Source organism: Halobacillus sp. B29 (genome assembly GCF_052246755.1).
GTDB classification, from domain to species: Bacteria; Bacillota; Bacilli; order Bacillales; family Halobacillaceae; genus Halobacillus; species Halobacillus halophilus.
Window position 1 is genome coordinate 1 of sequence record NZ_JBQQCM010000017.1, and the last position, 24137, is coordinate 24137.

A 24137-nucleotide genomic window follows, 5' to 3' on the forward strand; every position below is an offset into this window, starting at 1 on the left:
TTCATAGTAAGCTAGCTCCTTCCGTAATGTAGCTCTGATAGGGTTTGGGTTTCTTACTTATTCCTTACCCGATTAACCTACGAATTTACGTGTAAGGAGCTAGTTTTTCGTTCATGATAACTCAGTCGTTTCACACCTTCGGGGTCTCACTAGATCCCTCTTCCACGGGAGTCTCATCGTTTCCCCACCAACCCAACTCTAATTTTGTGAACGGCGAACCCCCTGCGGGATGAACATGACAGTTGAGGCCCAGGAAGGCGCCAGCCTGAGGAGACTCAGCGCGTGGGATGATCGCCACGCCGTGTGGCAACGTCGAACGACTCTGCGTCGTGCAGGGCCGCGAAAAGCGAGCCGTCCCCTGGAGCCCCTTCTCCACACAACATCTCGAAATCGAGTCTTCCACAATCCGGTACTATAGCTTAATAAGCCTTTTAAGAAGAGTTGATTTCAATGTATATAAGAGATTGTTGTTTGTTATACAGCCGAGCGTCTAGAGGGATAAGGATCATTGGAGCCGGCTTGTGATTTTTACATCGCTTCCAAGCAAAGAGGCTGTGCCGCGGATCTTTTTATCGTGAGCCATTACAACGAATTCCCACTCGTTTCCCAAAAGCCCATGTGGTTCAACGTCTATCCACTCTATAGGCGCAGCCTGAACCTGATTTCGTAAATAGCTTTGTAACTGTAATTTCCCATAAGCTTTTAAGGATAAGAAACTCAGGGCAACAAGTAACCCGACCGTAAGAATCAATTTATTGCTTGTCTTTAATACGATAAGTAACACAGCAGTCATAATTAGTATTAATAGTAGCTCGTGTTTGAGCAGTGTGAATGCATAATTTTTATTTGACAGGGGAGAAAGGAGGCGGGATCCATTTCCAATCCAATCGATGAGCAGTGCGCCTCCTATAAAAGTAGCAAACGTGGCTAATAAACTATACCAGTACCTCGTTTTAGTCCATTTTTGAATAAGGATAGCCAGTAACAAGGATAAAAAAGGCAGGCTGATCAGCGAATGGAAGGCTGTAGTACCAAGAAACTTAGGTATATCCGGGATTAGAACAATAAATCCCAGACTCATAACTAGAGCTCGCTGTTTAATTGAATAATCTTCTTTACCAAAAAAAGCAAACATAATAAAAGCACCTGCAAGCAGGTGTAAACTTGTAGATGGAACATGAGTGATCAAGGTGGAAGCCAATATAATCCTACTTTCTAAAGCGTGGTCTTCTATGCTTATTCTCCATGTAAGCACTATTCAAACATAACTCGGAGAGTGAACGATTGACAGGTAATCCATTTGATAATTATGACAGTGGTTAGTATACTAGCATTAAGAAAGAAAGGAGTGGCTCAGGATGATTCTAAATATTACAGAAGCGGCAAGTCACCAGATAAAGGAAATGTTGAAAGAAGAAGGTTCTAGTGATGTACGTCTTCGTTTTGGTGTAAAAGGTGGAGGCTGCAGTGGATTATCATATGCCATGGGCTTCGAAGATGAAATTAATGAAGAACTGGATCTTACAGAAGAATCGAACGGGATTCCTGTTGTCATTAACCGACAAGATGCTGCTATTATAGAAGGTACAACTATAGATTTTAAACAGAACATGATGGGCGGAGGATTTACAATTGATAATCCGAATGCCATTGTATCCTGTGGGTGCGGCTCTTCCTTTAAGACAGCGACAAACGCAGGAAGCCCTGACCCTAACTGCTAAGGAATAAAAATGGAAACTACCTTTAAAAGGAAGTCCACAGCTTGTAGAGAAACCAAATGGCTTTTCTACAAGCTTTTCTATGTTCTGAGGGGCAACTGTTGTTTTGCTTCTATTAAAATGCCTCATGTTTTTAATGATGTTCCATTTTGATTTCGTCAAAAAGCTCTTCTCGAGTGACAGCTGTACACCTAAAAGCCAGGTTCTTTTATGTGATAATTTTTTTGTTCCTCTCTCCATATATATGATAGTAAACCATCTATTTTGAGAGGAGTGCACTTAAATGAAGCAGGCATTACGGGACTGTTTGTCGATGAATGAGTACAGGATTAGTGCCATCATTATTGGTTTTTTTATAACGCTCGGGGTTACCATGTTTCAGTATGTACGCCTTGGGACTATAGACATGAATGTTCAGAACTTAATTCTAACCTTTATTTATGTGATTGGAGGAATTCAGGTTTCCCAGCATGTCAAAGATATAGCAATCAAGAATCGTGAAGATCGAGCAGCTCAAAATGAACCATAAAAAAGGAGACCTGGAAGGGTCTCCTTTTAATGTCTCACGAAAACATGCTCGTAGAATGTTTGGGCTGTACACGTGCGCCCGGATCTATATAAGCTTTAGCATTATTGACAGCTGTCGGTCCTTCCCCAAAACCGGAGGCAATTAATTTGACTTTACCGGGATACGTACAAATATCACCGGCTGCATAAATCCCTTTTATATTGGTTTCCATCTTAGAATTCACAACAATGCTGTTTTTATCAATTTCAAGCTCCCAGTCCTTAATGGGACCCAGGGACGATATAAATCCGTAGTTAACGATGACATCATCAACATCAATCGTCTCTACTCGATCCCCTTTGACTTCATGTAATTCAACTTGCTCTATTCGTTCCTCACCAATCATTTTTTCAGGCGCAAAAGGAGTCATTAATTTCACATTAGAGTTCTCCAATTGGGCCACACTATGTTCATGAGCTCTGAATTTATCCCTTCTGTGGACCAGTGTCACCTGGTTTGCAATAGGTTCGAGCATAAGAGCCCAGTCTACAGCGGAGTCGCCGCCACCACAGATCATGACATTCTTACCGGCAAATTTATTCATATCATTAACATGATAATGCAAATTGGTATCCTCATATTTATCAGTACCTTTAATTTTAAGCTTGCGCGGCTGGAAGGCCCCATTTCCAGCTGTAACAATCAGGGTTTTCGTATAATGTACTTCCTTGTTGGTAGTTAGTTTAAGAACATCATCCTCTACACGCTCGACTGATTCAACCGACTGTTCCAATGCAATCGTTGGGTCAAACGCCATTGCCTGCTCTTCAAGGTTATCAACCAGCTCCTGAGCTCGGACTCTTGGAAAGCCCGCTACATCGAAAATATATTTTTCAGGATATAATGCAGTGAGCTGGCCGCCAAGATGAGGAAGACTCTCGATGATTTTGACACTGGCTTGACGCATACCACCGTAAAAAGCGGTGAATAAGCCGACGGGTCCAGCACCAATGACCGTTATATCATATATCTTATCACTCATAATTTACCTCCTGTTGAAAAATGTCACTAATGTACATTCTATCACAAAACATTTTTGAATGGGAAACAGCCCTCTTGAAACCCTTTACAATAATACGTAATAATTCCATTATTTTGATAAAGAGATTATGGGTTGAAAATGAAAATAAAAAAGTCTAATATGAGACTAGACACTAGTTAACGAATTTGTGACAAACATATTAGAATAACGACAATTTTTTTATAATCTTATGTGTGAAAGTAGTCACAAAGAAAACTCAGCGGATAAATAAAATATTACGAGATGGAAGTGATTATTCATGAAAAATCCTAACATAGTCATCCTCGGTGCAGGATATGGAGGTATTATTACAGCTGTTAAACTTCAAAAAAGTTTAGGTGTAAATGAAGCAAACGTTACATTGGTAAACAAACACAGCTACCATTACCAAACCACCTGGTTACATGAAAATGCTGCAGGTACACTTCACCATGATCATACACGTATTCCTATTAAAGACGTTATCAATACAAGTAAGATTAACTTTGTACAGGATACGGTAACAGAAATTAAGCCGTCTGAAAAACGAGTTATGCTCGAAAACGGCGATTTAATGTACGATTATTTAGTCATTGGTTTAGGTTATGAAGCAGCTACATTTGGAATTCCAGGTTTAAAAGAGCATGCTTTCACGATTGGAAGCATCAACAGTGCTCGACTGATTCGTCAGCATATCGAGTACAACTTTGCTAAATACAATAACGAAGCAGATAAAAAAGAAGAGCGTTTAAACCTTGTAGTAGGCGGAGCTGGCTTCACTGGGATTGAATTTGTTGGTGAGCTTGCGAACCGTGTTCCACAGTTATGCCGAGAGTATGATATTCCTCGTGAAAAGGTACGTATTATTAACGTGGAAGCTGCTCCGTCAGCTTTGCCAGGTTTCGACCCCGAGCTGGTTGAATATGCCATGAACTCTCTAGAAGGCCGTGGAGTTGAATTCAAAATCGGGGCTATGATTAAAGAAGTTACTGAAAATAAACTGGTTTTTGAAAAAGATGAACAGCGTGAAGAAATTCCTACGAACACAGTTGTTTGGGCCGCCGGTGTACGCGGAAACAGCTTGGTCGAACAAGCTGGATTTGAGTCTAACAGGGGACGTACTCCTGTAAGTGATGATTTGCGCCCAGCAGGATATGACGATGTATTTATCGTAGGTGACTGTGCTTTGCTTATTAATGAAGAAACAGAACGCCCATATCCGCCTACAGCTCAAATTGCCATTCAAATGGCTGAGCAGACAGCAGACAACCTTACCAAGCTTGTAAAAGGAGATAAGCATTTGGAGCCATTCACTCCAGACCTTAAAGGTACTGTTGCTTCTCTAGGTCACAAAGATGCTATTGGTGTAGTGTTTAACGACAAGAAACTCTTCGGCTGGTCTGCTTCTGCTATGAAGAAGGTAATTGATAATCGTTATCTTCTTAAACTTGGCGGTCCTGGTCTTGTTTTGAAGAAAGGTAAGCTGAACTTTTTCCAATAATGTTGTGAATCACTTGTTCACGAAGCAAAGGCAGATCGCTGCCTTTGCTTTTTTCTTAGCTTATATAGAGCGCTTGCGCTTTACTATTATCAGTTATAGAATGAGTTTTGGAGGTAATTAGGCAAGTGTAAGTTTAGGGGGAACTTCATTGAACATCGTACAGTTTTTTGTTTCTATTTTATTGTTTTTTGTATTGTTTTTTGGGATATCTTTCCTTTTGAACATGCTTTTACGGTCCTCGTGGGTCATGTCATTTGTTTATCCAGTGATCGTTCTGTTTATCGTTGACGACTTTCCCTGGACGGAGTACTTTTCACAACCAACCACTTCTTTTCCGACTGTATTTGCAAAATTAGTAAATTTACAAGTAGTTGATATATTGATTTTGGCGAGCGGTTTAGCTGGTACCATTGGCGCTGGTCTTGTTATCCGCTGGTTAAGGAAAAATGGCTATCAAATGTTTTAATAAACAGCCTCTTCTATTTAGAGAAGAGGCTATTTTCTATAAGTTCTATTAATGGATTGCACCCCTAGGAGTGACACCTCACGAGCTCTTTACTTCTCTCAGGGGAAAGAAAATGAGTTTACTTTCTTTTTAGTAGTCTCTGTTATAGTTATTGTTGATTTTTCATCAGGCTTATTACGCAATAGGGCCGGATTGTTGAAGACTCGATTTCGAGATATTGGTTATGAGGAAGGTCCTTCGTCGGGGGACGATTTCGCTTTCCGCGGGCATGTGCTGAGCTTCCTCGGGCTTAACAGCCCTGTCAGGATCTCACCGATCATGTTCATCCCGCAGGAGCCTACATCGTCCCCCTCCGGACCTGGCCGAATCAGAAACTCGAAACCATTTAAGATATCTTCTTGATGCACAAAATGAGCATGGGAGCATGAGGATTTGTCATGCTATAAAGATGGGGAATAGCCTGTCATAGGAGCATTTAAGACCAGTTAAGAAAAAGAGCACACTCTCTTCAGGCAGGGTCCGTTATTCTCCTGTGGCTGGGTTGGGGGGAAATGGCGAGACTCCCATGGGAGAAGGGACTAGGTGAGATCCCGTAGGGAGTGAAACGAGCGAGGAAGCTCACCGTTCCCCCATAGGAAAGTGTCCAAATGTGGAATCACCCCGATAGACACGAACAGCATAAGCCGACCATCAAAAGGACGGTGGTCTTTCCGTCTGTTGATGAACGGCTTATGTCTCGAGTGTCTGGGTGATGGAACAAGACGAGTTATTTCCCCACCAACCCTCATCCCCATAGAGTAACGGACCCAATTTATCTCGAAATCAAGTCTTCAAGTAATGGAAGCTTTACCTTAATAACAACACGGAAGGTTAACAGAGCTTTTTAGTAAAGTATGAGAATCACTTTATAGACGTCCGCTTTTCATATTTCCGTTGAATACTTCTGAATAAATTATTCGAGCTTGGACATGATTACACCTAGAGGTGATTTTCATGAGCAAGCGCCTGAAAAAAACGTTGCTAATTACATTGTTTGCCTTAGCTTTATACAATACAGTAGCTAATGTGTCCAATCTATCAATGGGAGATTTTGATGAGTGGATCTCTGTTAAGTTTCAAAAGGACGCTCCTGAATATATTTTGGAAGCTTCCGCCATTCAGCCTGTGCTTCTTTCAAGGGCCGCTGAAGAATCTGAACGAAAGCTTGTAGAAACGCTTGATCTATCTCAATTTCAATCTCACACTGTCACAGCTACTGGGTACACAGCAGGTCCGGAATCCACAGGAAAAACCCCGGATCACCCTGGTTATGGCATTACTTTTTCGAGGGTTAATGTAAAAAGAGATTTATATTCAACGATTGCTGCCGATCTGGATGTATTTCCTATAGGTACCGTACTCTTTATTCCTGATTATGGTTATGGGGTAGTGGCAGATAAAGGTGCTGCTATTCAAGGGAATGAACTTGATTTATACTTTCCAACCGTAGAAGAGGTTTACAAACAGTGGGGTAAAAAAACGTTAGATGTATATATAATAGAAGAGGGTAATGGAACTCTTTCAGAAGAGCGATTGAATGTACTGAATGAAAACGAGTCCTTACAAGTATTCCGATCTCAAATTTTAAAACGTTAAAGAAGAAGGGTTCTCTCGTTGAACCCTTCTTCTTTAACGTTAATTATATTTAGATCTCAAAATTGCAGGTTAGTAAATCCAGGCGTAGAGCAGAAAGGTTAATAAAATTCCTGTAAATCCTCCGAAGAAAACCTCAATAGGCTGATGACCTAATAATTCTTTCAGCTCTTCTTTCTTCTGGTATTGTTCTTTATTACCCCAATCTCTTGCTTCGTTCACAAACCGGTTAAAATCATTCGTTAAAATGTTCAGCATAATGGCCTGTTCTCCAGTTTGCCTCCGAACTCCCGTTGAATCGAACATGACAATGATGGTAAACACACAAGCAACGGCAAAAATCGATGAATTAAAGCCCTGCTGGATTCCGACGCCTGTAGCGAGCGCCGTTACGGCAGCTGAATGACTGCTCGGCATGCCTCCGGTGCTGAATGCCAGACTGGGGTTAAAGTTTCTAGATGCAATAAATTGAATCGGGATTTTCACTATTTGAGCAAAAAAAATCGAAGCAATTGAAGCCCATAAAGGGAAATTATGCAGTAAGTCCAACAACATGTTGACATCCTTTCCACAAATTAAGAAATGTATGTATATAAAATTGCATGTTCTGACTTTTATTAAATCAGAACATGGTAATTATATCATAATTTCAAGTTGAACGTTTTAAAAAAGCATGCAGGTAAAGGGGAATACTTACCTTGTCATAATTTTAAACTGGATTAGGAATACTTGAATAAAGACCTTTAAACTTAAACGATAGAAATGGGGTTGAAATTAGAAGACGTCGGCCCAAACGTAACTAAAGAAACTGTATAAGATAAAGAAAGCTGTCATACAGGGGGTAATACTATGGCCCTACAATTACCTGATTCCATCCCTCGATCTATTCTTAAGACGGATCGATTAAAAAGCATCTATAAAAACCAAGGTAAATGCGTAGTCGTTTATACACGGGAACTTACCTTTCGCGGGATACTTGAACAGATACGTCCCGAGTTTTTCCTGATAATTGCAGGAGATACAATTTATGAACTGGACCTAAAAGAGCTGATTGAAATTAAACAAAATTAAAGACACCCTCTACTGAAGAGGGTGTCATTGATTACTCTTGAATGGCAGCCTCAAGCGCTACCTCAATCATTTCATTAAAGGTGGTCTGGCGCTCTTCTGAAGTCGTTTCTTCCCCTGTAAGGATATGATCGCTTACGGTTAGTACGGATAGAGCTTGACAACCATGTTTGGCTGCTAAGGTATAAAGTGCTGTGGTTTCCATCTCAACCGCTAATACATTATAGTCAGCCAGCTGTTTAAATAAATCCATCGCATTGTCTCGATAAAAACTGTCGCTCGTAAATACATTGCCGACCCGTAATTTTAACCCTTTTTCCGTACCGGCGTCATAAGCATTTTTTAATAAATTGAAATCTGCTGCAGGAGCGAAATCGATACCGCCAAAAACCATCCGGTTCATTTGTGAATCCGTTGTGGAAGTAGAAGCAAGGATAACATCTCTGACTTTCACATCATTTTGCAAGGCTCCGCAAGACCCAACACGAATTAATTGCTTTACACCATAGCCTTCGATCAATTCATTTACGTATATTGAAATGGACGGAACACCCATGCCTGTACCTTGTACAGATATCCGTTCTCCTTTATAGGTCCCCGTATAACCATACATTCCGCGGACCTCGTTATAACAAACAGGATCGTCTAAGAAGTTTTCAGCTATATATTTAGCTCGTAAAGGGTCTCCGGGAAGAAGGATTTTTTCTGCTATTTCTCCCTTTTCAGCCCCAATATGTGTTGTCATTATTTTAACCTCCTAAGGTATCGTTTTACCTACTTTAAATTACCACACACCATTTCAGATGACAAATTAGGTGGGGGGATCAAAGTAAATTGAACGGTGAAAAGTATTAATAATTACTCAAATGATAAAGAAATTCCTTTTCATATAGAATCATTCCTATCAATAGGGAGCATTCTGTTATAATTAAATGGAAGAAGAAAGTAAGGAGTGCTGGTCAGATGAACATTTCAATATCCCAGCTGCCTGGGATTGGTCAAAAAATCTCTTTAAAAACAGGTGAAGACAGCATGCTTGTGTTAATTGTCCACCACACAGGCAAAAGAGAACTTTATTTTTTCGAAGAAGCAGATAGTGAAGAGGCTGATTTTGCAATGGATCTTACATCTGATGAGACAAGAGAGCTTGGAGCACAATTATTAGGTGCTACTTACCAGCCGGTAGATGCTGATAAATTGAAAATTTTCAAGAATCAGATTGTTATTGACTGGGTTGAACTATCGAAGCGTTCAAGTATTGCTCATCAGACAATTGAAGAATCCGAAATAAGGAATAAGACAGGGGCCACCATTATTGGTATTGTCAAAGGGGATGAAACCATCGCCATTCCTGAGGCGAATACTACATTGGTACCCGGAGACGTCATCATGACAATTGGTAAACAGGATCAAATTGACACATTGTCAGATTTGTGTAAAGGAGAGGAATGATCATAGGTGCCTACTGATTTTCCGGCTTTACTGGGGGCAGGGCTTATTTTACTCTTCATCTTTTACTTAGGATTCTTAAGTTTGAAGATAAAAGTACCCAATGTCATTTTATACATTTTATTAGGGATAATATTGGCTGACTTCCTCCACGACAGCGAACTGCTGCATTTTGCCAGTGAAATCGGAATTGTATTACTTTTTTTCATATTAGGACTTGAGTTTAATGTGAATCGTCTGGGCGGCATTGCGAAAAAGATATGGCCTTCCGGGCTTCTCGACGTTTCCTTAAGCCTGGGGGTTACAACGGGGATTGCTCTTTTATTTAATTTAGATCTATTTTCAAGTTTCTTGATTGGCGGCATTACGTATGCAACCAGTTCTTCCATTACAGCCAAGTTGTTAGATGACCGAGGACGTATGGCTAATACGGAAACCGAATTTATGCTGGCTATCCTCATATTTGAAGATCTGGTTGCGCCTATAGTAGTAGCTATCCTATTTGGAGTGAGTTCAGGGGAAAGCTTTACTTCACTCACTTTTATTCTGTTAGTAGGTAAAATTTTAGGGTTGGCAGCATTAGCTATTATATTAAGCAAAACCCTTTTTAAACGTTTCGAAACGTTTCTTGATCGAATTGATGATGAAGATTTTAAGATAGCGCTGTTGGTCGGGATTGCCCTTTCCTTTGGGGGACTCGCGCTGTTACTTGGATTATCTGAAGTGTTGGGTGCATTCTTAGCGGGGATGATGCTAGCAGAGATCGGAAAGATTGAAAAAGTCGAGCAGACCGTCTACCCTGTTAGAGATTTAATGCTTCCTACTTTTTTTATCTACTTTGGGACGACCATTGAGCTTGGAGACGGGGTGCCTATGGTAGGCTTGCTTATTTCCATCTTGGTGTGGTCTGTATTTTCTAAGATATTATTAGGAGTGCTTGGCGGTCCGTTGTATGGATTATCCAAGCGTGTTTCTCTAAGAGCGGGATTATCCATGTGTGCACGTGGAGAGTTTTCCGTAGTCATTGCAAGTACAGCTGTAGGGGTCCTGAAAGTTTTCAGTGGTTTATATATCGTCATTGCTGCATTTGTAGGAATGCTCTTATTTGAACAAGCCTCGTGGATTACGAATAAAGTGTATGGAAAGCCAGTTAAGAAAAAGAAGAATTTAAAAGTTCCCGGCGGTTAAGGAAGCAATAAGAGGGAGCCGATCCTGCACCCCCTCCTCAGGGAGATAATTATGACTTGAAGTATTGGTTTTCTAAATCTTCCAGCTGCTGTTTGGCGTTTTGATTGAATTCTGTTTCTCTTCTAGTCAGTTTTGTCTTTAACTTTTCAACAGCCTGTTTTAGTGACGCTTCATAATCTGGAAGCGTATCTTCTTCAAAGGGATGGACCGCTTCTTTTTGGACATTAGCTTTTTCATTAAAGCTGAGAGCCTTACGTTGATGGAAAAACACATCTTCTGTTTGACCTGGATTATGGAGGTCACCTTGCATCGGGTGTTTATCTACGGCAAGTATCTTAACTAGATAGAAGCGGTTGCGGTCTTCTACGACCTCTCCTACATAAATTCCTGTTTTATAGTGAGCTTTCACAAGAGCTCCTTTTTCAAATTCAGCCATGGCAATTCCTCCTTTTATCATTCATTGTACCAAAGATTTAAATTGTGAAGAAATAGTGAAGCTCGTGAAAAACGGGAGGAGAATTTGATATAATGACAGGAGATATGGAAGGAAGTGATCGTCCTATGATGGAATTTTTATACTTTCCAGAAGATAAATCCGAGTACATTCCGGCTGTACTTATGCTTATTTTATTTATCGTTGCTGCGGCTGTAACGATGGTTGTTATCATTAAGGCCTCCCGTAAAGAAGAGAAGAAAACAGAAGAAACGTTTTATCCTAAGGATCATAAAGAGAGCGAACACTGATAATTCTAATAAACCACGCCGATTCAAGGCGTGGTTTTGTTATATAAAATTGAATGATGGGGGACAATAATCATAACATTGAGGTCTGAAATGGAGGGACATCATGTACAAATGGTTATGGTCAGTTCTTGCTATCTTAATTATGCTGGTTGGTTGTTCTGGAGAAGAGAGATCGCCACTTGAAACATCTATCTATAATAGTGAAAATGATAAAATTGGTACCGCGACTTTTACGGAGCGTCCAGAAGGAGTAGAAGTAGCCCTTAAGGTTGAAGGAGTCGAGCCTGGCATGCATGCGGTTCATATTCATGAATTCCCTGAGTGCGAACCTCCTGATTTTAAGAGTGCAGGCAACCATTTTAATCCAATGGCTAAAGAACATGGGTTAATGAATACGAAGGGTGCCCACACAGGAGACATGGCCAATCTAGAAGCAGATGGAAGTGGAATGATTGATGTAAAACTGACTTTAAGTGAAGCTAAACTTAAGGAAGCCCAGCAATCTCTGCTAAGGAAGGAAGGTACATCTATTGTCCTGAGCAGCGGTGTAGATGATGGAATGTCTCAACCGTCTGGTAATTCTGGCGAACGTATCGCTTGTGGAGAAATTACGTTAAAAGCAGATGAAGATGATACAACGGATCCTACCGAGCCAGATACAAAGCAAGAAGAGAGTTAAATGGGTCTTCCTTTTTAAGAGGGCTGCTGAAAACTCTTGTCTATCGAAAATTACTTAAACGAGTGGACTTTCGGCTCTTGCCGTTTCTGCAGGCGTCATCACCGACAGCTTAGTACAGAATCAACAGAAGCTCATCTTCGGGTCTCAAAGGTGTGTGTTCAAGGGGCGATGACAAGTTTCACGACTAATAACGAATCGTGATGAATAGAGGGCATAAATCTCTTGATAAAATAAAAAAGCGGACTGTACGGAAATTAAATTCCACACAGCCCGCTTTTTTTTTAATCATTAATACACACAAGCTATTTAGAGGCGGCCTTTTAAGAAGATTTTATTCGTTCTGATGAACAGCTTCAATAATCCGAGTCACTCCATCTTCAAGAATAGACATAGGAGCGGCTATGTTAATCCGCATAAAACCTTCTCCTTCTTCTCCAAAAGAAGCCCCATCGTTCAGGCCGACTTTAGCTTGCGTTTGCATAAAGGATTTAAGGTCTTTTTGTTCGAGGCCGAGAGAGCGGCAATCCAGCCAAAGAAGGTAGGTTCCTTCTGCTGGAAGGACTCGAATGGATTGGGTTTCTTCTTGGAATCGTTTCATGACATAGTCACGATGGTTTTCTAATGTTTGGTTTAATTCTTCCAGCCATTCCTCGCCGTATTCATAGGCGGCTTCCATAGCTGTAATGCCAAGTGTATTTAACATAACCATTCCCTGGTTCTTAAATTGCTGGTCGATTTGTTCTCTTAATTCTTTATTCGCTGTCACTAAATAGGAGGCTTGCAGCCCTGCAAGATTAAATGTCTTAGTAGGCGACAAACACGTGACGGTACGCTGATTGATATCTTCATTTAAAGAAGCTATTGGAATATGAGTATGACCACTGAAAATTAAATCAGCATGGATTTCATCCGCAATGATCATCACATCATGTTTCACGCAAATTTCACTCATTTTGATTAATTCGTCTTTTGTCCATACACGTCCCACTGGATTGTGAGGATTGCACAAAATGAACATTTTGACCTGATGATTTTTTATTTTTTGCTCGAAATCTTCGAAATTAATTTCGTAACGATCCCCAGTAAATTCTAGAGGATTGGTGATCAACTCTCGTTCATGATCTTTTACCACGCTGTAGAAAGGCGGGTAAACTGGAGTTTGGATCAACACGGGATCTTTTTCTTGAGTTAACGCTTGAATAATCATATGCAAGGAAGGTATTACTCCAGGGCTATATGTAATCCAGTCAGCTTCCACTCCCCAATTGTGTCTCTTATCGAGCCAAGCTGTTATTTTATTTTTTATAAGGTTATCCGGCCAAGTATAACCAAAAATGCCATGTTCAACTCTGTCTTGAAGAGCCTTTTTCACTGCTTCAGGTATCTGAAAATCCATGTCAGCTACCCACATGGGCAGTACTTCTTTATCCTGATACAAATCTTCAGCCATATCCCATTTAACGGATCTTGTTCCTTTTCTGGGTGTTACTTTATTAAAACGACTCATCGTCAGACCTCCATCTCTTGTTGGTTTACTATTTATGATAACCTATGGATTCAGATAAATGAAAATATATCGTTTCTAACTATTGTTATGTTCAAGGGTAGCCATTTTCAAAAAAAAAATAAGCAAAGCGAGCGTACGCTTTGCTTACACAGGGGGAATACGAGAAAGTCTTACGTTATACATTATTACCACATTTAATAGATATTAAACCTATTTATTTATTTTTTTGCTGATTTAAATCGTATAAGAGATTCATAGCCCGCAGAACGTCCTGTTCAGAAAAATCACGAGCCTTTTTTAAGATTAGTTTTGAGCGTTTAACCCCAATTTCTTTAATAAGGGTTTGTAATTCATCATCCATCAGAGTATCTTCTTCTTCCGTTTCCATTAACTCTGACGCGGGAATATCAAGTACAGTAGAAATTTTTAAGATGGTATCGAGCTCGGGAACTCGTTCGTTATTTTCATAGCTTTCTAATGTATGAACTCCCATTCGTGCTTTCATCGCTAGTTCATCTTTTGTAACCTTTTTTAATTCCCTGTGTTTACGAATATTATCCCCAATTGACATGATTGTTCCTCCTCTGTGCTTTTCTCCATTATACCATGGAGGATAATGGAGAAGACCTGAATTCACAAAAGGGTCACTAAAGAAATTGTCACAAATTGACGAACATAATCTATTGATTTTATTCTGTTTACAGTTTTGCTAAATGTGCCGAACTGTGATAAAATCATTAATTGCGTGAAAAGAATCGAATAATATATATCAGGAGTTGTATAGCATGTCAGAGAAGTTTCAAGAAGGTCAAGTATTAGAAGGTAAAGTCACAGGAATTCAACCGTATGGTGCATTCGTTGCGCTTGATGATCAAGTACAAGGTTTAGTCCATATTTCTGAAGTGACACACGGTTTTGTGAAAGATATTAACGAGCACCTTTCTGAAGGAGATGAAGTGCAAGTTAAAATCTTGAATATCGATGAAAAGAGCAATAAATATTCTCTTTCTATTCGTGCCACACAAGAAGCTCCTAAGGCTGAACAGCGTCGCCCGCGTAAACAAGCGGCACCTAAACAGCAACAACAGGAAGATGCTTCTGCAGGGTTTAACACTTTGAAGGATAAGCTTGAAGACTGGATTAAGCAGTCTGATGATCGTGAAAAGTACCGTAAATAATGTCCGTGACTAAAAATGGCTCAGGTTATCTAACCTGAGCCATTTTTTTATTCTGTTGATTCTACTGTAGAGTCACTATACTCTGCAGCAGGTGAGAAGTAAATGGAAATGGCGATAAGTCCACTAATGCCGACGAGAGTATAGATGACACGAGCAAAAGCTCCACTCTGCTCTCCACCGCCAAACAAACCAGCAACCAGGTCATATTGGAATAGCCCAATTAATCCCCAGTTGATAGCTCCGACAATAATTAGAAGTAAAGCTACACGTTGAATCCAACTCATGATAAAACCCTCCTGTTCAAGTTTGAAATAGAATCATTTTTAGCTTGAGCCACCTTCCAAAAAATATACATTTTGCATATCTTTTGAGCCCTAGACAAAAATGAGGGATAATGTGATAGGTAAACATAGTTAAGAAAGGAGTTTCTATAGATGGATACTTTTACATTTTATAATCCAACTAAATTAATTTTTGGTAAAGATCAAGTAACCCAGCTGCCGTCTCAATTACCTGAAGGTACTAAAAAAGTACTGCTGGTATATGGTGGAGGAAGTATTAAGAAAAATGGGGTTTATGATCAGGTGGTTGAACAATTAAATCAAGCAGCCGTTGAAATCCTTGAACTCTCTGGAGTTGAGCCTAACCCTAAATTGACAACTGTGAAAAAAGGGGTGGAGATTTGCAAGCGAGAAGGTGTTGATTTTCTGATAGCCGTTGGCGGTGGAAGTGTCATCGACTGTACAAAAACGATCGCAACTGGCGCAAAATATGAAGGAGAGCCATGGGACCTTGTCACAAGGAAAGAAAAACCTGAGGATGCTATTCCTTTTGGTACTGTATTAACACTTGCCGCTACTGGTTCAGAAATGAATGCTGGTTCTGTTATTACCAATTGGGAGACCAATGAAAAGTATGGGTGGGGAGCACCGCCTTATACTAATCCTTTATTTTCCATTTTAGATCCTCAATATACGGTTTCTGTTCCCAAAGACCAGACCGTATATGGAATTGTGGATATGATGACTCATATGTTAGAGCAATATTTCCATAATCCAACGCAATCTCCTGTTCAGGATGAGATGATTGAAGGAGTGTTAAGAACGGTTGTAAATACGGCACCTAAGCTTCTTGATAACCCTGAATCCTACGAGCATCGTGAAACGATTCTTTATTCAGGTACGGTTGCTCTGAATGGCATGCTCCAAATGGGATATCGTGGTGACTGGGCAAGTCATAATATTGAGCATGCCGTTTCGGCTGTATACGACATTCCCCATGCGGGAGGTCTCGCTATCTTATTCCCTAACTGGATGAAGCACAACTTAGATGTAAACCCAGATCGTTTCAAGCAGTTGGCTGTGAAGGTATTCGGAGTTACTACCGAAGGAAAATCAAGTCGCGAGGTTGGCGAAGAGGGGATTGAAGCTCTTCGTACATTTTGGAGTTCTTTAGGAGCTCCAGAAACACTGGACTACTATGGTATGAACGATGAGAAATTTGATGTAATTACTGATCGAGCAATGAAAAGAGGACCTTTCGGAAACTTTAATCAATTAAAATCGGAAGATGTCGTTCAAATTTTAGAAATGTCTAAATAAGCTGCTTAAGAGAGATCCATAACAATTTGTTCTGGATCTCTTTTTTAATGTATCCGTTTACAATTTTAAGTTTGCTTGATTATAGGAGTAGGTTCCTATAAAGTGAAAATTGGATTAGGTTATTATATGACCAAATGGAGGGAAAGATATGACACACGTACGCTTTGATTATGAAAAGGCGCTGCCGTTTTTAGGTGAACACGAGTTGGATTATATGCAGGATGCCGTTACTCTAGCTCATGAAGCATTACACGAAAAAAAAGGAGCAGGAAGTGAATTTCTAGGGTGGCTGGATCTGCCGGAAGATTATGATAAAGAAGAATTTGAACGTATACATCAATCAGCTGAAAAAATTAGATCAGACTCTGATGTTCTGCTTGTCATAGGCATCGGCGGGTCTTACCTCGGGGCACGAGCAGCTCTTGAGATGCTGAATCACAGTTTCTACAACGAACTTGCTTCTGAAGATCGTAATACTCCGCAAGTATTCTTCGTGGGCAACAGCATTAGTGCTCCTTATATGAATGAACTTTTTGATGTCCTGAAAAATAAGGATGTTTCGATTAATGTTATTTCCAAGAGTGGAACAACAACGGAACCTGCTATTGCTTTCCGTCTTTTCCGCAAGTTTCTAGAAGAAAAGTACGGAGTAGAGGAAGCACGTAAACGCATTTATGCTACCACGGATAAGGAAAAAGGAGCTTTGAAGACGTTAGCTTCGGAACAAGGATATGAAACCTTCGTCGTTCCTGATGACGTAGGCGGACGTTATTCCGTTTTGACAGCTGTGGGACTTCTTCCGATTGCGGCAAGCGGAATTAATATTAATGAAATGATGAAAGGCGCTCAGTCTGCACGACAGGAGTTAAGCTCAAGTAAGCTTTCAGAAAATCCTGCTTATCAATATGCAGCTGTTCGAAATGTTCTTTATAACAAAGGAAAAACAATTGAAATGTTAGTGAACTATGAGCCATCTCTACAGTATTTTGGAGAGTGGTGGAAACAGCTGTTTGGTGAGAGTGAAGGAAAAGACCAAAAGGGCATCTTTCCTGCTTCAGCTAACTTCTCTACAGACCTGCACTCGCTTGGACAGTATGTGCAGGATGGGCGAAAAGACTTGTTTGAAACCGTCCTAAATGTCGAGCAGCCTGCTTCAGATATTACGATTGAAGAAGATGAGCAGAACTTAGACGGCTTGAACTATTTAGCTGGTAAAACGGTTGATCAGGTAAATGAAAAAGCTTATCAGGGTACTATGCTCGCTCATACTGACGGACAAGTTCCTAACCTTATTCTGCATCTTCCTGAAAGAAATGCCTATACGTTTGGTTATCTTGTGTACTTCTTCGAGAAGGCTTGTGCCATCAGTGGCTACTTACTCGGCGTAAACCCGTTTGATCAGCCTGGAGTGGAAGCATACAAGAAAAATATGTTTGCCCTTCTTGGGAAGCCAGGATTTGAAGAAGAAAAAGAACAGCTTGAAAAACGACTATAAGATTAAGCATTATTAAGTTTCAAGGATAGGAAATAATTAACACCTCAGGTCATCCATATTTTGGATGACCTGAGGTGTATTTAATTGGGCAAGCTAGTGCTAAAAGGAGTGGATAGAATGATACCATTATCTTCATCGTTAACTGGAAAAGTATTTCGGTTTACAGATGCAGAACTTGCACTTAAACCAATTGGCTTTAAGCTTTCGGACAATTGGGATTATGAGCATGGATACTTTGATTATAAGATTGATGACCATGTAGGCTATCAGTTTATACGGCTGCCATTTACAATGGAGTCTGGATCTATGGATGCTCCGACTGACTATGCGACCATCCGTATGGAAGAACCTTTCCTGCTATCACATAAATATAATCCTGGTCTTGATGATAACGTAAAGGAAGGTAATTTCCGGGCGATTTTTGATCAATTCTCAGAACCTGTTGATAAAGATGCTTCATTTCCAGAAGAGCACATTAGCACTGGGCAGGAAGTATTGGCAGAAGCTGAGCATGCTTTATTGACGAAGCGGGGAGAAAACGATTAAATAATCTCCTTTTTCCAATTTCATATCTCCATCGAGATCAAAAGAAACTTCTTTCCCCTTTTTAATACCGATAATTTGGCAGCTTTTCTTCAAGAAGTATTCTAGTGCTTGAATGATAGGCTGCCCTTCCAAATTTTCAGGTACTATTTCTTCATGAAATTGTCTGGTCGTCAATAAATCCAGTAACAACTCAAAAGGCTGCACTGGATCATTGCGGTAAAGTTCATGGAAAAATAGACTGCTCATAAAATCATTTGATCGAATAACCGTGTTAGCTCCAGCTCTTTCTGCATTAATTCGCTGTCTGTCAGTCAGCACCTCGGCAATAATAAATAATTCCGGGTGATGTCCTTTTAGAGCTACAGTCTGGTGGATAACGGATTGGTCCGATTGTTCTTCACGTTTAGAAGGGTCTGCCGTAATCACTGCCATACGAGCTTCGCAAAGATTTGCTTTTAAGAGAATGTCTTCGTCGGTTGCATCTCCTTTAATAAAATGCACATACGACAAATTACGGTAAAATTCGTGCATAGTGCGATCAATGAGAACAATTCTTTCCTGGATTCCCTGAAATCCCATCATATCTATGAGCTGCCTTGTCCGTTCATTCCACCCGATGATCACCAGGTGATTTGATCCACGAAAGTCCACCTGTCCCCGAACTAAAGCTTCTTCATGTTTGACTGTGGAGGCTGACAACGTGGCCATGTAGAAGGTTACCAATCCTCCTCCAGTTAATATAAGCAGAATAGCCGTAATCTTTCCCAGGGCACTTAGCGGGACATAATCACCGTAACCTACTGTCGCCCCGGTAACAAATGCCCACCATACCCCGTCAAATAAAGTAGGGAAGCTTCTCGGCTCAATCCAATGGATAATCATACCGAAAAAAGTCATCATAACGATGACTGTCCCTAAAAGTCTTAAGAATAAAGGTACTTGAAAATATAGACGAACTAAGGATTGCATCATGAATGCCCCTTTTTTAGTTCATTATAGCTAATAAAATGGTGATTCAAACATAAAAAAACTTGCCCTAATCGCTTAGTGGCAAGTTAACTTTGAACTTATGCTAATGTTCTTATCATATCTTTGTAAACATAGTGCCAGAAGTTCTGATGATCTCGATAAGCTTTTGTGATAAAAGTAAGCATCTGTTTCTGCTTTTCCTGATAATCTTTTGTTTCTTTCTCAGGCAGGCTGCCGATGGAATCATCCAAAAACGTTTGCAGCTCTGGTGCTCTAGGTCCCCATGAACAAATCTCTTCCCCGTCTCTATCTATAAAGATGATGATCGGTATTGAACGGGATTTTCCGTTGGTAAGATAATGGTCCATTAATTCAAGATTTTCATCACGTCTTAAAAAATGAGTTTCAATATGACCAGCTTCTGCTAATCGAAGAAAAATAGGGACATTTAACATCGCATCTCCGCACCAGTCTTCCGTAAGAACGACGGCACGTATATCTTTTTTCTGAAGTTTTTCAAAAAAAGGATAGTCCTCTGTAGAGATATTAAAGTGCTCATATATATATATAAGATCTTTTTGGAACTTGTCCATTGAATCCACGTATTCTTGGGCTGTCATGCCTTTTTGAAACCAGTCTTCCAAATTCATCGAAACCCCTCCTTTTAAATACTACATCTCAAATACATTCCCTAAAGGATGATGGTTTAAGCATGATTTAGAAAACTAAGTGACTTTTTTGATATGATGATGAGAGAAAAAGGAGGAATCATAAAAATGAATGAAAACCGATTGGATTTTTTACTAGAATTGCTTCAAACTCCCTCTCCTTCCAGTATGGAGATGGAGATTCAAAAACGCTGGATTAAAGAAGTGAAACCATTTTCTCATGAAGTCAGAACGGATCATGCTGGAAATGCTATTGCGATTTTGAATCCGGAAGCGGAATTTAAGGTACTGCTGGCCGGCCACTGTGACGAAATCGCATTGGTGATTAATCGAATTGATGAACAGGGATATCTTCATTTTGACAAAATGGGAGGGATTAACCCGAAAGCAGCTGTTGGAATGAAAGTCACGATTTTAGGTTATGAAAGAACGTTGACAGGGGTGATAGGTGTTAATGCTCAGCACCATGGCGGATTAAAAGGAGACTTCGGCGTTGATGATTTATTCATTGATTGTGGTGCAAAATCTAAAGAAGAGATAGAAAAACTAGTGCAAATTGGTGATTTAGCGGTTTATAAACGTACCCCTGAAGTTATGATGGATCGCTACATAGCCGGACGAGGATTGGATAATCGCACCGGTCAATTTATTGTAGGAGAAGTACTGAGGCGCTTATCCGAAAAACAAGTGAAAGTGGGGGTATATGCGGCGAGTACGGTTAATGAAGAAACCAATATGGGAGGTGCGTTCTTTGCTGCTGCAGGTATTGAACCGACGATGGCTATTGCCTGTGATGTCACTTTCGCTACAGATTATCCAGGAGTGAACAAAAATAAATACGGCGATATTCAGTTAGATGAAGGTCCTGTTCTGGCAAAAGGAGCCCCAATCAATCGGAAGATCAACCAATTGCTAGAGAAAACGGCTAAAAAACTGGATATGAAAGTGCAGTACGAACTCACTCCAAGAATGACAGGTACAGATGCAGATAAAATGCGTCTAACTGGCAAAGGTGTTCCAGTAAGCCTTGTATCTCTACCACTAAGGTACATGCACTCTCCGGTAGAAACCGTAAGTATTAAAGATATTGACGAAGAAATTGATTTGTTAGTAGAGATGATTGCCAGCATGACAGGCGAAGAAAATTTAAATCCGTTAGAAGATTAATAAGAGAACTATGAACCTCGTATCGAGTTATTTCCTTTACTTAATCCCTTCCTGTTTAGGAATAATTCATGATTATTTGGATATACTATCCATTAATGCTTTAAGTTTTATTTCCTTAACGAAGGAGAGAGCGGAATGGATCGGGAATTACTTCATCAAAGTATTATGTCTCTAAAGGGAAGAATAAGTACGGGCGAGTTAACGTTTAACGGATGTGAAGAATATGTATTTCACCAGTTGGATAAAGTAAAAGAGTTAGAGGATGGTTTAGTAGATATTAATACCGTATCATCTTCTTTGAGATTGTTGCTTCAAGCTGCAGAAACGCAAAGAAGAGAAGGCATGATGGGTTGATAAAGATGTAATGGAAGTGCCCCCTCGCTATATGTGAGGGGGCTTATTTTTTTTCCAGAGATTCGGCATATAGCATCATCAAAGTTCTATATGTCAAAAGTAGTGGGATTTCGACAAAATCTTTGGTGTCTTTCCAAGAAAATTAGACTTATATTGACAGGTAGTTAAGGTAGAATGTTTATTGAAGATGGTTACTAATAAGGACACTGAGGAGTTCAGCTGTTATATCGATAAGGAGTAGCCCATCTCTCCATAATAGACAATAAATAGGAGTGTACCTGATGATATCTGGAGATTTTCTTTCTGCCGGCACCTTAATGGAAAAAAGTTACTTTGACGTAGAACTTGTAAGCCGAAGAGTTAAGGTGTACGATCTGCCTGATGACGTAAGTGGATTTATCAAGGAACTTACGCAAGCAGCCTATAAAAAAGACTGTGATAAGCTTATTTTTTATGTGAAAACTGGGAGTAAAGAAGAAGCAGATTTACAAGCACATTCCTGTAAAATTGAAGGAGAAATTAAAGGTTTTTTCCGTGGAGATGATACAAGAGTTTATGCTAAATATTTAAATCCTGCCAGAGAAAAGAAAAAAGAGGGAAACGTCATTGACTATGTTAAACAATTGAATCATACTTCCACCGCGAAAACCAAAAAGCTGATGGACGGTTATACCATGAAGTGGGGTAGAGAAGAGAATGCTGAAGAAATGGCAGAACTCTATCAAACTGCTTTTGCTAAGTATCCTACTCCTATCCATAATCCAGAGTATATCGTTGACATGATGAAAGATCATGTGCATTTTGCGCTCATTTTTAAAGGTGAAAAGTTAGTTAGTGCCTGTTCTGCTGATGTATTTCCAGAATATAAAGCAGCAGAATTTACAGATTGTGCAACACTGCCGGAACATAGAGGCAAAGGTCTTTTATCTCATCAGTATCCTTTTCTTGAAGAAAAAGCGAAAGAATTAGGAATTAATACAATGTTCTCCTATACGAGGGCAACTTCAATGGGTATGAATATTGTGGCTGCTCAGCAAGGATTTACTTATGGTGGGTGTATGATTCAGAACAGCTGGATCGGGACAGGACTGGAAGATATGAATATCTGGTATAAAATTCTATAAAACGGAACAGGACAGCTCCTAGCTGTCCTGTTTTTTTATACATAAAATAATTTAAATTTAACATAAAAAATTCACTTGTATTTAAGGATAAATAGGCCTGTGGTGGAGATTCTAACAAAATGTTGCTTAATTATTTCAAGGATAGGTGAAAATCATATGCCAAGGCTTAATCAAGAAACAAATTCATTTAAATTTACCAATCAAAATGATCGTAAGCGGTTGAACGGAAGGCAGATAGGACCGCTTAGAATTAATCATGAACGACCAGAGCGCGGCAGTAAAGTAGCATTAATTGGCTGGAGTGTGCCGTCAATTGAAGCTATGCAGCAAATGGGAAAATCATATATAGTGGTCAGCCATGAAGATTTCAAACCTTATGCGGATCAGCATAACATTCCATTTTTTTCATGGGATTTTGGAAAACCGAGCCATTATCAGGAGGTTTATGAACGATCGGGGGATCTTTTCACCCAATTAGTGGAGTTGGACGTCGGTCATACGATCCCGATCTTCGAGGAAACGGTAGAATGGTCTGGCGCATTGAATGCGCGCCTTCGAAATGACCCGAATGTATTCGATCACTCTATTCTCTTTAGAGATAAAGCGATGATGAAGCGCAGGGCTCATATAGGTGGGTTAAAAGTGGGCGTATTTGAAGAGGTAGAAAATAAGGAAGAGGTTAAACGTTTTTTCAGAAGGGTTAATCAATCACTGTTGAAAAACCATAGTCAGGAGCCTGATCCGATCCATTTCAAAGCGTTAAATAAGGCGGGAGCGGCTGGCCATCGCATGATATTTTCAGAAGAGGATATCGAAAGCAAGCTAACGGACGAAAGCTTTCCAGGGCTGGTAGAGAGTCATCTGCATGGAATGGAAGTTTCATGTGAGGTGTTCATTCATAAGGGTGAAATCAAGTTTCTGAATATAACAGAATATGTACTTCTCGGGTACTCCAGTATGGTTCCACCATCTGCTGCTTTAGAGCATTATCGCCCTCTGATAATAGAAGAGGTGGAAAAACTTGTTCAGGCGTTTGATATTCAATACGGCATGATTCATCCTGAATTTTTTATTACGGATCAGGAAGAGGTTTACTTTGGAGAAGTTGCCTACCGGATTCCAGGCGGTCATATATTCGAACTAATTCAAAAAGTATACAAATTCAATCCATTTGGAGCTCACCTTCTTTGCTGTGACCCTCATACTTCTCAGGAAGAACTTGAAAAATACGTGCCAAAAGAACCTGAGGCTGATGGACATGCGGGAAGTTTCTTAGTCTATCCCCGCAAGAAAACCGTAAGTCGTGTGCAAATACCACACGATATGGAAAGTCATTCCAGTTTTGATAAACATACGCTGTATAAGCCCACGATTACGAAGTTCCAGGACACAAACGAGGGCTATGGAAATCATTGGGGGACGGTTTTTCTGCACGGGAATGACAGCGAAGAGATTTCCCAATTATTAACCGATTATGTGGACTACGATTTTTATATTTAGGAGGAAGCACATGCG

The 24137-nt window shown here is 40.0% G+C and carries 28 protein-coding genes; 18 read left to right on the forward strand and 10 right to left on the reverse strand.

Features of this window, described 5'->3' with window-relative positions:
• Positions 1 to 505: 505 nt before the first annotated feature.
• On the reverse strand, positions 506 to 1189 hold the full coding sequence (locus ACTWP7_RS18100) for a hypothetical protein (RefSeq protein WP_443124389.1): 684 nt from the start codon (positions 1187 to 1189) through the stop codon (positions 506 to 508).
• A 169-nt stretch (positions 1190 to 1358) separates the two neighbouring features.
• On the opposite strand from ACTWP7_RS18100, the gene ACTWP7_RS18105 reads away from it, so the two are divergent.
• A complete protein-coding gene (locus ACTWP7_RS18105) occupies positions 1359 to 1721 on the forward strand; it encodes a HesB/IscA family protein (RefSeq protein WP_443124390.1) in 363 nt (120 codons plus the stop codon).
• A 280-nt stretch (positions 1722 to 2001) separates the two neighbouring features.
• Positions 2002 to 2247, forward strand: coding sequence for a hypothetical protein (locus ACTWP7_RS18110; protein WP_443124391.1), 246 nt, complete (start codon positions 2002 to 2004; stop codon positions 2245 to 2247).
• A 34-nt stretch (positions 2248 to 2281) separates the two neighbouring features.
• Here the strand turns inward: ACTWP7_RS18110 and ACTWP7_RS18115 are convergent, their stop codons facing one another.
• The gene (locus ACTWP7_RS18115; RefSeq protein WP_443124392.1) at positions 2282 to 3268 is read right to left on the reverse strand and encodes an NAD(P)/FAD-dependent oxidoreductase; all 987 of its coding nucleotides are present in this window, start codon (positions 3266 to 3268) and stop codon (positions 2282 to 2284) included.
• Positions 3269 to 3566: 298 nt separating this feature from the next.
• Between ACTWP7_RS18115 and ACTWP7_RS18120 the strand changes: the two genes are divergently transcribed.
• The 3 genes from ACTWP7_RS18120 to ACTWP7_RS18130 all read left to right on the forward strand — a co-directional run bounded on the left by ACTWP7_RS18120 (position 3567) and on the right by ACTWP7_RS18130 (position 6888).
• The gene (locus tag ACTWP7_RS18120; protein ID WP_443124393.1) at positions 3567 to 4787 is read left to right on the forward strand and encodes an NAD(P)/FAD-dependent oxidoreductase; all 1221 of its coding nucleotides are present in this window, start codon (positions 3567 to 3569) and stop codon (positions 4785 to 4787) included.
• A 148-nt stretch (positions 4788 to 4935) separates the two neighbouring features.
• Entirely contained in the window at positions 4936 to 5253 is a 318-nt protein-coding gene (locus ACTWP7_RS18125; RefSeq protein WP_443124394.1) for a YuiB family protein, read from the forward strand.
• A 993-nt stretch (positions 5254 to 6246) separates the two neighbouring features.
• On the forward strand, positions 6247 to 6888 hold the full coding sequence (locus ACTWP7_RS18130) for a 3D domain-containing protein (protein WP_443124395.1): 642 nt from the start codon (positions 6247 to 6249) through the stop codon (positions 6886 to 6888).
• Positions 6889 to 6957: 69 nt separating this feature from the next.
• Here the strand turns inward: ACTWP7_RS18130 and ACTWP7_RS18135 are convergent, their stop codons facing one another.
• Positions 6958 to 7440, reverse strand: coding sequence for a divergent PAP2 family protein (locus tag ACTWP7_RS18135; RefSeq protein WP_443124396.1), 483 nt, complete (start codon positions 7438 to 7440; stop codon positions 6958 to 6960).
• Between the two features lie 294 nt (positions 7441 to 7734).
• Here ACTWP7_RS18135 and ACTWP7_RS18140 point away from each other — a divergent pair, with 294 nt between their 5' ends.
• Positions 7735 to 7956 carry a hypothetical protein gene (locus tag ACTWP7_RS18140; RefSeq protein ID WP_443124397.1) on the forward strand — a complete coding sequence of 74 codons (222 nt, stop codon included), beginning with the start codon at positions 7735 to 7737 and terminating at the stop codon, positions 7954 to 7956.
• Positions 7957 to 7987: 31 nt separating this feature from the next.
• Here the strand turns inward: ACTWP7_RS18140 and deoD are convergent, their stop codons facing one another.
• Complete coding sequence (deoD, locus tag ACTWP7_RS18145; protein WP_422168198.1) at positions 7988 to 8698, reverse strand: purine-nucleoside phosphorylase; 711 nt, start codon at positions 8696 to 8698, stop codon at positions 7988 to 7990.
• Positions 8699 to 8916: 218 nt separating this feature from the next.
• Between deoD and ACTWP7_RS18150 the strand changes: the two genes are divergently transcribed.
• On the forward strand, positions 8917 to 9405 hold the full coding sequence (locus ACTWP7_RS18150) for a cation:proton antiporter regulatory subunit (RefSeq protein WP_014644125.1): 489 nt from the start codon (positions 8917 to 8919) through the stop codon (positions 9403 to 9405).
• 6 nt (positions 9406 to 9411) lie between these two features.
• Positions 9412 to 10590: a cation:proton antiporter gene (locus tag ACTWP7_RS18155; protein WP_443124398.1), complete on the forward strand. Its 1179-nt coding sequence runs from the start codon at positions 9412 to 9414 to the stop codon at positions 10588 to 10590.
• A gap of 49 nt (positions 10591 to 10639) precedes the next feature.
• Here ACTWP7_RS18155 and ACTWP7_RS18160 read toward each other — a convergent pair whose 3' ends face one another.
• Positions 10640 to 11026: a kinase-associated lipoprotein B gene (locus tag ACTWP7_RS18160; protein WP_443124399.1), complete on the reverse strand. Its 387-nt coding sequence runs from the start codon at positions 11024 to 11026 to the stop codon at positions 10640 to 10642.
• Positions 11027 to 11118: 92 nt separating this feature from the next.
• Here ACTWP7_RS18160 and ACTWP7_RS18165 point away from each other — a divergent pair, with 92 nt between their 5' ends.
• A complete protein-coding gene (locus tag ACTWP7_RS18165) occupies positions 11119 to 11334 on the forward strand; it encodes a hypothetical protein (protein WP_014644122.1) in 216 nt (71 codons plus the stop codon).
• Between the two features lie 103 nt (positions 11335 to 11437).
• Positions 11438 to 12013: a superoxide dismutase family protein gene (locus ACTWP7_RS18170; RefSeq protein WP_443124400.1), complete on the forward strand. Its 576-nt coding sequence runs from the start codon at positions 11438 to 11440 to the stop codon at positions 12011 to 12013.
• Between the two features lie 331 nt (positions 12014 to 12344).
• Here the strand turns inward: ACTWP7_RS18170 and ACTWP7_RS18175 are convergent, their stop codons facing one another.
• Positions 12345 to 13520 (reverse strand): MalY/PatB family protein, encoded by a 1176-nt coding sequence (locus ACTWP7_RS18175; protein WP_443124401.1) that lies wholly within the window; start codon positions 13518 to 13520, stop codon positions 12345 to 12347.
• Positions 13521 to 13734: 214 nt separating this feature from the next.
• Entirely contained in the window at positions 13735 to 14091 is a 357-nt protein-coding gene (locus ACTWP7_RS18180) for a helix-turn-helix domain-containing protein (RefSeq protein WP_443124402.1), read from the reverse strand.
• Positions 14092 to 14305: 214 nt separating this feature from the next.
• Between ACTWP7_RS18180 and yugI the strand changes: the two genes are divergently transcribed.
• Entirely contained in the window at positions 14306 to 14698 is a 393-nt protein-coding gene (gene yugI, locus ACTWP7_RS18185) for a S1 domain-containing post-transcriptional regulator GSP13 (RefSeq protein ID WP_014644118.1), read from the forward strand.
• A 47-nt stretch (positions 14699 to 14745) separates the two neighbouring features.
• Here yugI and ACTWP7_RS18190 read toward each other — a convergent pair whose 3' ends face one another.
• Positions 14746 to 14982: a DUF378 domain-containing protein gene (locus tag ACTWP7_RS18190; protein WP_014644117.1), complete on the reverse strand. Its 237-nt coding sequence runs from the start codon at positions 14980 to 14982 to the stop codon at positions 14746 to 14748.
• Positions 14983 to 15132: 150 nt separating this feature from the next.
• Here ACTWP7_RS18190 and ACTWP7_RS18195 point away from each other — a divergent pair, with 150 nt between their 5' ends.
• The 3 genes from ACTWP7_RS18195 to ACTWP7_RS18205 all read left to right on the forward strand — a co-directional run bounded on the left by ACTWP7_RS18195 (position 15133) and on the right by ACTWP7_RS18205 (position 18340).
• Positions 15133 to 16299, forward strand: a complete 1167-nt coding sequence (locus ACTWP7_RS18195) for an iron-containing alcohol dehydrogenase (protein ID WP_443124403.1) — start codon at positions 15133 to 15135, stop codon at positions 16297 to 16299.
• A gap of 148 nt (positions 16300 to 16447) precedes the next feature.
• Positions 16448 to 17794 carry a glucose-6-phosphate isomerase gene (locus tag ACTWP7_RS18200; RefSeq protein ID WP_443124404.1) on the forward strand — a complete coding sequence of 449 codons (1347 nt, stop codon included), beginning with the start codon at positions 16448 to 16450 and terminating at the stop codon, positions 17792 to 17794.
• A 117-nt stretch (positions 17795 to 17911) separates the two neighbouring features.
• Positions 17912 to 18340, forward strand: a complete 429-nt coding sequence (locus tag ACTWP7_RS18205; RefSeq protein WP_443124405.1) for a YugN-like family protein — start codon at positions 17912 to 17914, stop codon at positions 18338 to 18340.
• On the opposite strand, the gene ACTWP7_RS18210 is transcribed toward ACTWP7_RS18205, so the two are convergent.
• Together ACTWP7_RS18210 and ACTWP7_RS18215 are read right to left on the reverse strand one after the other, a co-directional pair.
• On the reverse strand, positions 18311 to 19309 hold the full coding sequence (locus ACTWP7_RS18210) for a potassium channel family protein (protein WP_443124406.1): 999 nt from the start codon (positions 19307 to 19309) through the stop codon (positions 18311 to 18313). The two genes, ACTWP7_RS18205 and ACTWP7_RS18210, sit on opposite strands and share 30 nt — an antisense overlap.
• A 98-nt stretch (positions 19310 to 19407) precedes the next feature.
• On the reverse strand, positions 19408 to 19959 hold the full coding sequence (locus tag ACTWP7_RS18215) for a thioredoxin family protein (RefSeq protein ID WP_014644111.1): 552 nt from the start codon (positions 19957 to 19959) through the stop codon (positions 19408 to 19410).
• A gap of 126 nt (positions 19960 to 20085) precedes the next feature.
• On the opposite strand from ACTWP7_RS18215, the gene ACTWP7_RS18220 reads away from it, so the two are divergent.
• The 4 genes from ACTWP7_RS18220 (at position 20086) to ACTWP7_RS18235 (ending at position 24122) form a co-directional block, all read left to right on the forward strand.
• Positions 20086 to 21144 (forward strand): M20/M25/M40 family metallo-hydrolase, encoded by a 1059-nt coding sequence (locus tag ACTWP7_RS18220; protein WP_014644110.1) that lies wholly within the window; start codon positions 20086 to 20088, stop codon positions 21142 to 21144.
• Positions 21145 to 21279: 135 nt separating this feature from the next.
• Complete coding sequence (locus ACTWP7_RS18225; protein WP_014644109.1) at positions 21280 to 21498, forward strand: hypothetical protein; 219 nt, start codon at positions 21280 to 21282, stop codon at positions 21496 to 21498.
• A 281-nt stretch (positions 21499 to 21779) separates the two neighbouring features.
• Positions 21780 to 22622: a putative beta-lysine N-acetyltransferase gene (gene ablB / locus ACTWP7_RS18230; protein ID WP_443124407.1), complete on the forward strand. Its 843-nt coding sequence runs from the start codon at positions 21780 to 21782 to the stop codon at positions 22620 to 22622.
• A 156-nt stretch (positions 22623 to 22778) separates the two neighbouring features.
• A complete protein-coding gene (locus tag ACTWP7_RS18235) occupies positions 22779 to 24122 on the forward strand; it encodes an ATP-grasp domain-containing protein (RefSeq protein ID WP_443124408.1) in 1344 nt (447 codons plus the stop codon).
• Positions 24123 to 24137 lie beyond the last annotated feature (15 nt).